Source organism: Catellatospora chokoriensis, assembly GCF_011297315.1.
GTDB classification, from domain to species: Bacteria; Actinomycetota; Actinomycetes; order Mycobacteriales; family Micromonosporaceae; genus Catellatospora; species Catellatospora citrea.
Map to the genome: position 1 here is coordinate 307016 of NZ_JAAOTI010000007.1, position 10943 is coordinate 317958.

The 10943-nt window shown below is 68.8% G+C and carries 9 protein-coding genes, 3 pseudogenes and 1 riboswitch; of the genes and pseudogenes, 5 read left to right on the forward strand and 7 right to left on the reverse strand.

Features of this window, described 5'->3' with window-relative positions:
- Positions 1-270 precede the first annotated feature (270 nt).
- The 3 genes and pseudogenes from HAV39_RS13520 to HAV39_RS13530 all read left to right on the forward strand — a co-directional run.
- Positions 271-609, forward strand: a pseudogene (locus HAV39_RS13520) (IS110 family transposase); the annotation flags it as partial.
- Between the two features lie 651 nt (positions 610-1260).
- Positions 1261-2031, forward strand: a pseudogene (locus HAV39_RS13525) (IS701 family transposase); the annotation flags it as partial.
- A gap of 199 nt (positions 2032-2230) precedes the next feature.
- Positions 2231-2497, forward strand: coding sequence for a hypothetical protein (locus HAV39_RS13530; RefSeq protein WP_191839545.1), 267 nt, complete (start codon positions 2231-2233; stop codon positions 2495-2497).
- Between the two features lie 204 nt (positions 2498-2701).
- Here the strand turns inward: HAV39_RS13530 and HAV39_RS43765 are convergent.
- The 3 genes and pseudogenes from HAV39_RS43765 to HAV39_RS13540 all read right to left on the reverse strand — a co-directional run.
- A pseudogene (locus tag HAV39_RS43765) lies at positions 2702-2880 on the reverse strand (helix-turn-helix transcriptional regulator); the annotation flags it as partial.
- Positions 2881-2973: 93 nt separating this feature from the next.
- Positions 2974-4293 carry a ricin-type beta-trefoil lectin domain protein gene (locus tag HAV39_RS42640; RefSeq protein WP_191839546.1) on the reverse strand — a complete coding sequence of 440 codons (1320 nt, stop codon included), beginning with the start codon at positions 4291-4293 and terminating at the stop codon, positions 2974-2976.
- 556 nt (positions 4294-4849) lie between these two features.
- Complete coding sequence (locus HAV39_RS13540; RefSeq protein WP_191839547.1) at positions 4850-5449, reverse strand: ferredoxin; 600 nt, start codon at positions 5447-5449, stop codon at positions 4850-4852.
- Between the two features lie 481 nt (positions 5450-5930).
- Here HAV39_RS13540 and HAV39_RS13545 point away from each other — a divergent pair, with 481 nt between their 5' ends.
- Positions 5931-6791 (forward strand): alpha/beta fold hydrolase, encoded by an 861-nt coding sequence (locus HAV39_RS13545; protein WP_191839548.1) that lies wholly within the window; start codon positions 5931-5933, stop codon positions 6789-6791.
- Between the two features lie 252 nt (positions 6792-7043).
- Here HAV39_RS13545 and HAV39_RS13550 read toward each other — a convergent pair whose 3' ends face one another.
- Genes HAV39_RS13550 through HAV39_RS13560 form a run of 3 tightly spaced genes read right to left on the reverse strand, consistent with a single transcriptional unit; the run spans position 7044 to position 8478 of the window.
- Complete coding sequence (locus HAV39_RS13550; RefSeq protein WP_191839579.1) at positions 7044-7388, reverse strand: hypothetical protein; 345 nt, start codon at positions 7386-7388, stop codon at positions 7044-7046.
- The gene (locus tag HAV39_RS13555) at positions 7340-7960 is read right to left on the reverse strand and encodes a LysE family translocator (protein WP_244958804.1); all 621 of its coding nucleotides are present in this window, start codon (positions 7958-7960) and stop codon (positions 7340-7342) included. Before HAV39_RS13555 ends, HAV39_RS13550 begins: the two co-directional genes overlap by 49 nt.
- Positions 7957-8478 (reverse strand): acyl-CoA thioesterase, encoded by a 522-nt coding sequence (locus HAV39_RS13560; protein WP_373311635.1) that lies wholly within the window; start codon positions 8476-8478, stop codon positions 7957-7959. The genes HAV39_RS13555 and HAV39_RS13560 overlap by 4 nt, the downstream gene beginning before the upstream one ends.
- Before the next feature lie 118 nt (positions 8479-8596).
- Positions 8597-8817, reverse strand: a riboswitch (cobalamin riboswitch).
- Between the two features lie 182 nt (positions 8818-8999).
- Here HAV39_RS13560 and HAV39_RS13565 point away from each other — a divergent pair.
- On the forward strand, positions 9000-10088 hold the full coding sequence (locus HAV39_RS13565) for an LLM class F420-dependent oxidoreductase (protein WP_191839549.1): 1089 nt from the start codon (positions 9000-9002) through the stop codon (positions 10086-10088).
- A gap of 177 nt (positions 10089-10265) precedes the next feature.
- On the opposite strand, the gene HAV39_RS13570 is transcribed toward HAV39_RS13565, so the two are convergent.
- Positions 10266-10943, reverse strand: a 678-nt coding sequence (locus HAV39_RS13570; RefSeq protein WP_191839550.1) for an aldehyde dehydrogenase family protein, incomplete at its 5' end; no start/stop codon positions are given.

Sequence of the window (10943 nt, forward strand, 5' to 3'; positions counted from 1 at the left end):
CGCGACCACGCTGGCGGACCCGCGCCCTCCTAATGGGTGTTGCGGGTCGGCTTCGGGCAGACTCATCCGATAGGTAGCCGCCGACAGGGGAGCACTCGCCCTTCCTGGACTTTGCGTCCTGCTGAAAGATCGTGCCCCTGTCTGGCGGTCGGGAGAGTTGATCGCTGATGGAATGTTGTGCCCGCCCGTTCGGGCGTGAGCACTGCTTCATTAGGTCGCTGATGGCTCTCCTGCCGGCTGCCCGCGATGGTGTCGAGGACAGGAGATGCGTTGCCGTTCGTGGGAGATGACTGGGGCGAGGGCCATCACGACGTGGAGTTGATGGACACCGACGGACGCAGGCTGGCCGAGGAGCGGCTGTCCGAGGGGGTGGCGGGCATCGCCCGGCTGCGAGCGATGATCGCCGAGCACTTCGGCGAGGACGCCGATGACGTCGAAGACGACACGGCCGGGCGGGTGAAGATCGGCATCGAGACCGACCGAGGCCTCTGGGTGCAGGCGCTGATCGCGGCCGGGTACACGATGTTCGCGGTCAACCCGCTGCAGGCTGCCCGGTATCGGGAGCGGCTGGGCGTGTCCGGTGCCAAGAGCGACGCCGCCGACGCCAGACCATCCGCGGCGTCGCCGATCCGGCCGCTCGGGCATGGCGTCTAACGGATCTGGTCGAGGCGGTGTCCCAAGCGGACCAGGCACGTGCTGGGCTGATTGCGGTTGAGGCTGAGCTTGTTGCCCGCGAGATCGGTGAGTCGATGGAACGCGTGAAGGTCATCGTTGAACTTGCAGGAGTCCTACGTTCCGTGGATCCGGCGCGTGCTGGGCAGGTGGCGGTTGGTCGAGCGCGTCGCCCGCGAAATCGGCGACGCGGCTGAGCAGGTGGACGTCTTATCGACTTAGTCGCAGCGCTGCTGGCCTCAGGTCATCCGGGCCAAGCCCTCCGGGTCGCTACCGAGGCGGAGCGGGCAGCATTCGATATCAGCGACCCGTCCTTGCGCGCAGACGCGATGCTCAGCCTAGCCGACAAGATGAGCAACGACATATACGCCCATGAACGCTTGAGGCTTATCGCGTCTGCGGCGCTTGTTAGTACTCCAGCGGCATGTAGCTGAGGCGGGCTGACCTGCCCGGGCGCGGGAGCGTGCGGGGTATGGGACCGCCACGGAACGCAGAGCGGCAACCGCGAGGTCATCGTCTGTTGTGGACGGTGCGAATCATGTCGCGGTGGCTGTCGGCCATAGCGTAGATGCCGCCGGGTGGTGGCAGGTGTTCGAGGGTGTGTTCGAACGGATAGGTAGCCGGTTCGCGCGCTCAGAGCTTCGCCGCACGGCGCGTGAGCTGCTGCTCGGGCTACTCGCGCCGATCGAGCGGAAGAACGGGTGGTGGCTGGCCGAGCACGCCGGCCACCCCGGCCCCGACCGGATGCAGCGCCTGCTGCGCACCGCGGTGTGGAATACCGACGCCGTCGCCGGCGACCTGCGTGACTTCGTGGTCGAGCAGCTGGGCCACCGCGACGGGATCCTCGTGGCCGACGAGACCGGCTACTTGAAGAAGGGCACGCATTCGGTCGGGGTCCAGCGCCAGTACTCCGGGACCGCCGGCCGGGTGGAGAACTCGCAGGTCGGGGTTTTCCTGGCGTACGTGTCACCGCGCGGGCGGGCGCTGATCGACCGCAGGTTGTACCTGCCACGCAGCTGGTCCGACGACGAACGCCGCTGCACGGCGGCCGGGGTCCCGGACGAGGTGCTGTTTTCGACCAAGCCCGAGCTGGCCTTGGCGATGGTCGACGCCGCGATCATGGCCGAGGTTCCGGCCGGCTGGTTGACCGCCGATGAGGCCTACGGCCTGGACCCGGCACTACGCGCCGGGCTACGTGAACGCGGCATGGCCTACGTCCTGGCCGTGGCCTGCAACACCCTCGTCAACACCACGCCGGTCCAGCGTGAGCGTGTCGACCGCGTCGCCGCGCTGCTGCCCGAGCAGGCGTGGCAGACCCGCTCGGCGGGACCCGGCGCCAAGCGCTGCCGTGAACTCGACGGTCTGCCGACTCCTGGATCGGCTCGGCCTCCGTGACGGAACCGGCACACACCGAGCTGAAGCTGACTGCGCACGGCGTGTGGGTGGTGGAGTCACACAACCGTATCGGCGGTGACCGGATCCCGAGCTCGTCGCGCTGGCCCACGGGATCGACCTGGTCGAGCTGACGTTCCAGTGGGCAGCCCGCACGATCGCACCGGTGCTGACTGCACCCGGCCCGGCCCTTGCCGCCGCGATCCGCTTCCTCTCCGCCCGGTCCGGGACCGTCCGCGCGGTCACGCCGGTCACCGTTGCCGACGTGGTCGAGGTACGGCTACCCGAGCAGGGGCAGCGTCTGCGGCCGGTACGCCGCTCGCAGGATCGGCCCGGCTACGTGATTGTCACTGCGGCGGAGCCGGTCGCGGCTCGCGCCCGCGCCGCCGAACTGGCCGCGCACGTGCGGATCGACATCGACGGCCGAGGGTGAGGACGCCCGGTCGTCGATGGGGCCGTCGGCCCACGTTCGCAGTCGTACGCCGATGCGGGCGCATAACTCGTCCTCCACCGGTGCGTGCGGCTGACCGGCCGTATGCGCGGCCACGTCTGCGACCGGCTGCTGCGCTGCTTCGGCGGCTGTCTGCTCCCCTCGCGCGTGCAGCTCGCCACGGTCGGCGAACAGGTCGGCAACGGCGCCCGCGAACTCCGTCAACCGCGTGCTGAGGTGCCCAGCGAGGAGCGCCTTAGGGCGAAGCAGATGTCGGTCACGGACAGGTCCGTGCCGCGCGACAACGCCGTAGCGCGCTCGATCCGGCGCGTCATGAGTTACGCGTACGGCAACTCCCCGTACGCGAGGCGGAACTGCCGGCTCAGGCCCCGGCGCGGGTCGTATCCCTGAACGCGGAAAGGGCGCGGGAGCCTGTCCGCTCCCGCGCCCTGACCGTCAGCGTGCCCCTGGGCCGGCCGTCACGCTGCCTTCACGAAGTACTGTGCGGCCGATCCGTTGCAATCCCAGATCTGCAGTCGCGCGCCGTCCGCCGTCGAGCCTGACGGGGAGTCCAGGCACTTGTTGGAGTTCGGGTTGCGCAACCGGTTACCTTCCTGGACCCAGTTCTGTGCGCCGCTGCCGTTGCAGTCCCAGAGCTGCACCTTCGTGCCGTTGGCCGTGCCCGCGCCGTTGACGTCGAGGCACCGGCCCAGCGTCCGCAGGGTCTGGCCGTCCCGGCTCCACTGCTGGTCCTGCGAAACAGCAGACCCCTGGCACGTCCACAGCTGCACGGCCGCGCCATTGCCGCCCGTGTCGTTTCCGGCCACGTCCACGCACTTGCCGCCCGGCCCGTTGATCTGCGTCGCGGATCCGCCCGTGCCCCCGCCGTCCTGGTAGTAGCGCACGTAGTCGATCAATGCGGTGAGCGGGAACTGGCCCTGCACGGGGTTCTGTCCGGGGTAGGTGCCGCCCAGCGCCAGGTTGAAGATGAGGTGGAACGGCTTGCGGAACTCCTCCAAGGTCGCCGGTGTCGTGTCGATCACGTGCGTCTGCGTGCCGTCGATGTACCAGCGGATCTGCGCGGGCGTCCACTCGATCGCATAGACGTGGAAGGCCGCGGCGTTGTTGACGGCGGGGTTCGCGACGTAGTTGGCGTTCTGACCCGCTGTCCACGGGAACACGCCGGTCCGCACATCCCAGAAGATGTTGTTCGTCACGGTCGCGTTCGCGTTCGCGTGTTCCATGATGTCGACCTCGCCGCAACTGGCCCAGTTGGTGGGCAGGCGGTCGTAGTAGGTCTGCGCCGGGTTGTAGGCGCTCGTGGACGTCTCGTCGCACGAGTCACCGAGCATCCAGAAAGCCGGCCACGAGCCGGTGGCGGTGGGGAGCGCCATGCGCGCCTCGATGCGGCCGTATTGGAAGGACCTCTTCGTGTCCGTCGTCATGCGGCACGACGTCTGGTAGAAGTTGCGGCCGTTGACCGTGATGGGCGTCGTGAGCCAGTTGGCGCGCATCACGAGGTTGCCGCCGGACTGCGTGCAGTTCTCGGGGCGGTACCACTCCCACTCGCCGTTGCCCCAGCCGTCGAAAGCATTGAGGCCGGGGTTGAGGCCGTTGCCGACGTTGTAGTTCCAGTTGGCGCTGCTGGGCGCGCCGGACCCGTTGAACTCGTCGGCCCACACGAGGTTCCACGCGGCGTGTGCGGGCTGCTGCTGGACGACCGTGCTGCCGACGAGTGCGGTGACGGCCGCGGCGAGGAGGATCAGGAGGCGCCGGCCGCGTGACAGTGCTCGGTTCACAGCGCGGCCACGGGGCATGCGGGGTGCGCGTTCTTGTTGAATCTCCACAGCGAATGTGCCCTTCTCGAGCAGGGGCGGAGGTGGTGCGATCGGCGGAAGTGCCTGGTCGAGTCCCTCCACGGATGTGAGAGCGCTCTCACATCGTGGGTGACTGGAAACCTTGTTGTCAATAACCTGCCAATGCCAAAGAACGTCTGACTTCGATCCGCTGCCGCACTGGGCGCAGGCGCGCCAGCCGGTGCCGGCTCAGTGGGGCCGCCTTGACCGCGATGCTGTGCCTGGGCGGAGCGGCCAGCTCATCCGGGAGGCGCAACCGCACCATTGCCGTCACCACCCGACCGTGGTGATCGTGACATTGGCAGCTCACCGAGCATCGTGATCATGTACTCAGGGGTTCATGTAGCCCCGGAGACTCCAGACTTCATCTATGGTGCTGTTTTCCCTGCTCAACGACGTTAGCGGGCCGCGTTTCGGGGTGCGTTCTGGGCCGCTGGCTCAATAGGTGTGAAGGAGCGACGCTCCTTCGACCCGAGGTGATGTTGCCAGGATGGAGGCCCTAAAGGTGGGGGAGAGCCTCGCCGGGCCGGGGCTGGCGCTGCTGTTCGAGCCAGAAAAGGTAGCCGCGTAGGTATGCCTCCAGGCCGTCGTCGAGGTAGGCGACGAAGTCCCGGTGGCCTTGGGCGGCGTCGTGATAGTGGCCCAGATATCTGGGGTCGGCGTTGTAGCCCCAATGCGGGTGGGTGTCGGCTCCCCAGTCGGCGGCGATGGCGACAGCCCATTGCCGCACCCGGCTTCGGTCCCGCCACCACCCGCGTACGGTCTCCGTGGTCCAGTGGTCGTTGCCGTCCCAGTTGTAGCCCCGGTAGAGCTCTAACCGGCAGCCGTGGATCACGGCCTCGGTTTCGCGCTCGTTTGCCGGCTGGCGGTAGATGAACTCGGATCCGAACCCGCCACCCAGATCGTCGTCGTAGCAGATGTGGTTTGCTGCGTCCAACCGCCCGATGGCCAGGCTGTCGGTTTCACCGGCGTAGAAAGGTCCTGGGACGTTGCGCCAGTTCCGCTGTTCCCAGCGTCCGGTGAACAGCTCCTCGGCGGGCTCATTGAAGCTCTCCACCAACCGCCGGGCTGTGGGCAGCGGGTCCCAGTAGTCGATCATCGCCCTATCTTGCCCGACATGGGCGGCATGTTCCCGGCCGACCGGGGACGCCCACCGGAGACCTCGCCGACGGTCGGATCAGGAATTCCGAGAACGGACACTCTCCCTCCGAGTCGGTATGGCCAACGTGCTTCCCCCTTCCAGCCGACACGCGGTCAACGACTGGTTTGGTCGGCTCCGGCCGTCACAACGCGCCGCAAATGCTCTCTCTGGGCCACCATCAAGTGCCCTGCCGGGGCCAAACGTCACTGTCAGCCAGCGTGCCTACTGGCGCCGGGCGGCGGCACTACGGCACGGGCTCGCCTTCGGGCCAGCCCAGTAGGCGCGCGCTAGGGGCCACGACACGTCGCGGTGTGGCACCGGTAGCGGTAGCGGCCCTGAGCCGCGGCGGCCGCGACGACGCAACGCAATGACCAGCCATGGACGGACGGCCGCCATCGGCACGCTGGACGAACCACGAACCACCCCACACACTGGCACGATGCAGGCCGTATACAAGAGCGAGCGCGGTCGACGGGCAGTGCAGCAGTGGTGCTCGCAAGCTCTGGCGGGCGCGGATTTCCCGATCTCCACCATGGCACTCGACACCGGTGCCGGCTGGATACAGCTCACCTCGGCCGGCACCGGACGACCGCGAATCCTGATGGTCCCGGGGACAGGATCCAACGCGGCAGCAGCCCTGCCGTGGCTGCGTGCACTGTCGGCCCGCTGGCCGACCACCATCGTGGACCTGCCGGGCCAGCCAGGACTGAGCGACCAGTACCGGCCCCGGCGCGCCCGGCTGGCCTGGTACGGCCGCGTCCTGGAGGAGATCCTGGCGCTCACGCAAATGGACGATGTCGTGCTGGTCGGCAATTCGCTGGGCGCGGCAGTCGCCCTCGCGGCCTCCTCTCCCCGCATCGCAGCCCGCGCTCTGATCTCGCCCGCGGGATACATCCGGCTCACGATCGACCCGAAACTGGCGTCAGCGTCGGCGGCGTGGCTGCTCCGACCCACCGTCGACCGCACCCGCAGCATGCTCAGGCTGTTCGTCGCATCCGGCCAGAACCCGCCCGAGACTGAGGTGGAGTGGATGACGCTCGTGGCTGCCAATTGCCGCACTACGCTGGCCCCGCCACCCCTGCCCGCACAACTGCTGACCGACCGCGCGCAGCGGCCCTGCGTTGTCGGCGTAGGCGAGCACGACCGCTTCCTTCCGCCACGACGGCTGGCACCAGCAGTGCGGCGCAGCATGAACCTCGACCTGCGAGTCCTCCCGAAAATGGGCCACCTGACCACACCCGAACACCTCGACGGTGTCGCCAACCTCATCGCCGAGGTCGTCGACCCGCCGCGCAGTTGAGAATTCTGCGCGTGAGTACGCCGGGTCCAGGCATCGGCACGGCCCGGCCGATACCGAGATAGGCCCCCACATTCCCGGTGCAGGCGACTCCTGGCTTCCGTCGCCGCACTCGCCTTATTCGGCGTAGAAACCTTCCCGCGCCTGCGTTTGGCATGGCCTCGGTGCAAAGTGCTCGGGCCGCACGTCGAAGGAGGTCTTCGCCAGAGTGGCCGCGCTCACCGTCGGCTCGATGTCATCGGCTGTGGCCAGGCCTCACTCCACCCACGCCGACAGATCGCGCTGTTCGGCAGGTAGCGAGCTCAGCTCGGCACAGAAGGCACGCAGATCGCGGGCACGCAGCCATGCCTCGAACGCCGACTCGAACACAGCCCCCAGCTGTGAACACGGCGGCGATGTGATCACGCTGTCGGTGATGCGAATGAAGATCAGTTGGTGGTCACCTCCCGGCAGCGTAGACGGCGAGACGCAGGCGCAGATGTGCGAGGTGGTGACGCTTGTGACCCGGTGCTGCGGCGAGCCGATCCCGACCGCAGCACCTTCTGCACGGTCTAGAAGAACGCCAGTTTGATGCCCAGCCCGATGAACGCCGCCGCGCATCCGCGCTGAATCTGCCGCTGCCACGCGTGCAGCCGGTGTGCCAGCCGCCCGGCTGCGGCGCCGAGGCTGACGTCGACGGCCAGTTGCACGGCGATGAACAGCACGCCCAGGGTGATGAGCTGGGCAGTGACGTGTCCACGCGACGGATCGGCGAACTGGGGCAGGAACGCCAGGCTGAACAGGATCATCTTCGGGTTGAGCAGATTGGTGACCATGCCGCGCCCGAATGCCGCCCGGCCGCTGAACCCCTCCGCCGCGACGCCGGTGGGGGCGGTCGCGGGGCGGCGCAGTGCCTGCACGCCCAGCACGACCAGGTAAGCGGCACCGGCGTACCGGATCGCCTCGAACACCGGCGGCGATCCGGCGACCAACCCGGCCAGGCCGGCCACGACGGCGCTGATGTGCACCGCTTCTCCAGCTGCGACACCTGCGGCGGCGAGCATCCCGGCGCGTGTGCCGTAGCGGGCGCCGTTGGCGAGCACGAACATCATGTCCGGGCCCGGGGTGAGCATGAGCAGGGTGATCGCGGCCAGGTAGCCGACCAGCACCTCGACCGGCAGGAGGCTCATCATGCCGTCCCGCCGTGTGTGGTGAGTGCCCGGCGTAGCGCGAGGCGGTGCCGGCGTCGGATCTCGGCCTGCTCGTACTGGCGGCGGTCGTCGTCGGTCTGCGGCAGCAGCGGTGGGATCGGCCGCGGTTGGCCGAGGTCGTCGACGGCGACCATGACCAGGTGCGCGGTGGCCACGGTGGTGGCGGGCACGGACCGGTCCCACCGGTCGGCGGTGACGGTGACCGCGACCTCCATGGACGAGCGCCCGGCCCAGGTGATGCGGGCTCGTACATGGACGACGTCGCCGACGCGGACGGCCTGCAGGAACGCGGTCTCGTCGATCGCGGCGGTGACGGCCGGCCCGTCGGAATGGCGGGCCGCGACGACCCCGGCCACGGAGTCGATGAGGTTGAGGATGCGCCCGCCGTGCACGGTGCCCATCAGATTGGTGTGGTGCTGATCCATGATCTGCGACAAGGTCAGCTCGGAAGCTGCCGGGGGTCGCCCGGCCAGTGCCGGGCGCAGTGCGGTGGCGGTCACCGGTGTGTCCCTCCCTCGAGAACCACACCGCCGCACCACGCGCAGCGTCCCGGCGCAGGGCAGCACGACACACCTCTCCCTGCCCAGGCCCACCCGCGAGGCCGGCGGCGGCGCACACGGCGTGTGCGCGGCACGGGCAGGTCTTCGGACTCGCGGGCAGGACCGGACACCGTCCGATCACCTACTGGCCGTCGCTTCCCAGGCCCTGCGGCCCAGTGCTTGTTGACGGCGGTCGTTCCCGCTCACCGCTGCGGGGCAGTCCCGGACTCTCACCGGGTTCCCTCTTACGACACCCACCGGACCAGGACCTGTGGGTGAACCAGCGCCGCCGAGAGCATAACGGCCGGATACCGTGACGACCCAGCGGCGAGCCGGTGTCGCCGATCACGGCCGCCTGGTCTCCATGCCCGGCATTGACGGGATGAATTCGTCGCCTTGCGCAGCGAGGTCTTTCCGCCCAGCTCATGTCTCGGTATCCCATTGGCCTCGCCTTGCCGTGCGGCTTGTGCCACATCGTGGGAATGGGCCTGTCGAACCAACTGTTCCCTTCAAGTCAGGGCAGAAGCACCGAAAACGGTCGGTGGGCGGACATCGGCGTCCGTGTTGTCTGCCGCACCGATTTCAGCCGCATCTTCGGGGAGAACGACATGGAACTTGGTCTCGCATTGCCCACGTCCGGCCCGCAGACCTCGCCCGAGACGATCGTCAAGGTCGCCAAGGAAGCCGAGCGGCTGGGCTATGCCGCCCTGTGGACCTATGAACGTCTGCTCCGTCCGATCGACGACGTCACGCTGTGGTCGGGTGGTGAGCCACAGCAGGTGCCCGAGGTCTACCGCTCGGTGTACGAGCCACTGGAGACCCTGAGCTACGTCGCGGCCGTCACCGAGCGAATCAAACTGGGCACCGGAATCATCATCGCGCCGTTGCACGTGCCCGTGACGCTTGCTCGCCGATTCGCCACCCTGGACCGGCTCAGCGGCGGGCGGGTGCTCGCGGGCGTCGGTGCGGGCTGGCAGCACCACGAGTTCGACACGGCGAACGTGTCGCGAAGCCGCCGGGGCGACCGCCTCGAGGAGGTCATCGCGGCGATGCGCGCGGCGTGGGCCCCCGACCCGGTCCGGTTCGACGGTGAGTTCTACCAGATCGCGCCGTCGGAGGTGAACCCGAAACCAGTACAGGCCAACATTCCCGTGCTCATGGCCGCGATGACGCCGGCCGCCGTCAAACGCGCCGGCCGGATCGCCGACGGGCTGCTCCCCATCGCCTCATCGGCGCAGGAATTGGGCGACGTCGTATCCGCCTTCCATGCCGCTGCTCGTGAGGCAGGTCGCGACCCGAAGGACCTCACCGTGATCAACCAGCAGCCGTTCCCGGTACAGATCACCCGCACGCCCATGGGGTCGAACCGGCCGTTCCTGGGCGGGTCGCCGAAGGAGGTCGCCGAAGATCTCGTGGCCGCCCGCAAAGCCGGTGCGAGCCAGGTGTATTTCGCGGGTGGTCAGGGACTCGGGGTCGGCATCGGCCTCGATGCCACCGACGTGGATGAATGGCTCGGGCTGCTCGGCGACGTGATACGGGCCGCCGGCGACCTCGGCGTTCTAGCGGACTGACGAACGACTTGCGCGGGCTCCTGGACATGTGGAGTTGTCGATGACCACCGTGCGCAGTGAACGCCGTCTTCGGTCAGGGGCGCGTTGGCGGCTGCCCGATCGCGCATCGGAGTGTGGTCACCCGCCGGCTGGCGACGCGGGTGGGTCACTGCGCGGCATCGGGGCCGCAGGATGCGGTCAGAGTTGAATACCTGTCAGGACCAGGACCCGCGGGTCGGTGTAGTCGTCCATGGCGCTGCGCAGGCCCTCGCGGCCGGTGCCGGAGCCCTTCACGCCGCCGTACGGCATCTGGTCGGCGCGGAACGACGGCACGTCGCCGACGATCACGCCACCGACCTGCAACGTCGCGTGCGCGGTGAACGCGGTCTGCAGGTTGCTCGTGAACACGCCCGCCTGCAGACCGAACGCCGAGTCGTTGACCGCGGCGAACGCGGCGGCGTCGGAGTCCACCGTGGAGACGACGAGCACCGGCCCGAACACCTCGTCGCAGGCCACCTTGGCGTCGGCGGGCACCTCGGCCAGCACGGTCGGGGCGTAGCTCGCGCCGTCGCGGGTGCCCCCGACCAGCACCTTCGCGCCCGCCGCGACGGCCTCGTCCACCCAGCTCCGCACGCGCTCCGCGGCCGCCTCGCTGATCATCGGACCGACCTGGGTGTCGGCCGCGGCCGGGTCGCCGGACTTGAGGCCCCGCACCGCTTCGACGAGCTTGGGCACGAAGGCTTCGGCCCGGTCGCGGTGCACGATCACCCGCTGCACCGCGATGCAGCTCTGCCCGGCCTGGTAGTTGCTGAACAGGGCGATGCGCTGGGCCGCCCAGTCCAGGTCGGCGTAGTCGCCGCAGACCACCGCGGCGGC

Excerpts from the sequence above, each read along its gene's own strand:
- HAV39_RS13540 (WP_191839547.1), bottom strand. The coding sequence starts at position 5,449 with ATGATCGACTACTGGGACCCGCTGCCCACAGCCCGGCGGTTGGTGGAG.
- HAV39_RS13545 (WP_191839548.1), top strand. The coding sequence starts at position 5,931 with ATGCAGGCCGTATACAAGAGCGAGCGCGGTCGACGGGCAGTGCAGCAG.
- HAV39_RS13550 (WP_191839579.1), bottom strand. The coding sequence starts at position 7,388 with ATGCGCGGCGGCGTTCATCGGGCTGGGCATCAAACTGGCGTTCTTCTA.
- HAV39_RS13555 (WP_244958804.1), bottom strand. The coding sequence starts at position 7,960 with ATGATGAGCCTCCTGCCGGTCGAGGTGCTGGTCGGCTACCTGGCCGCG.
- HAV39_RS13565 (WP_191839549.1), top strand. The coding sequence starts at position 9,000 with ATGGGCCTGTCGAACCAACTGTTCCCTTCAAGTCAGGGCAGAAGCACC.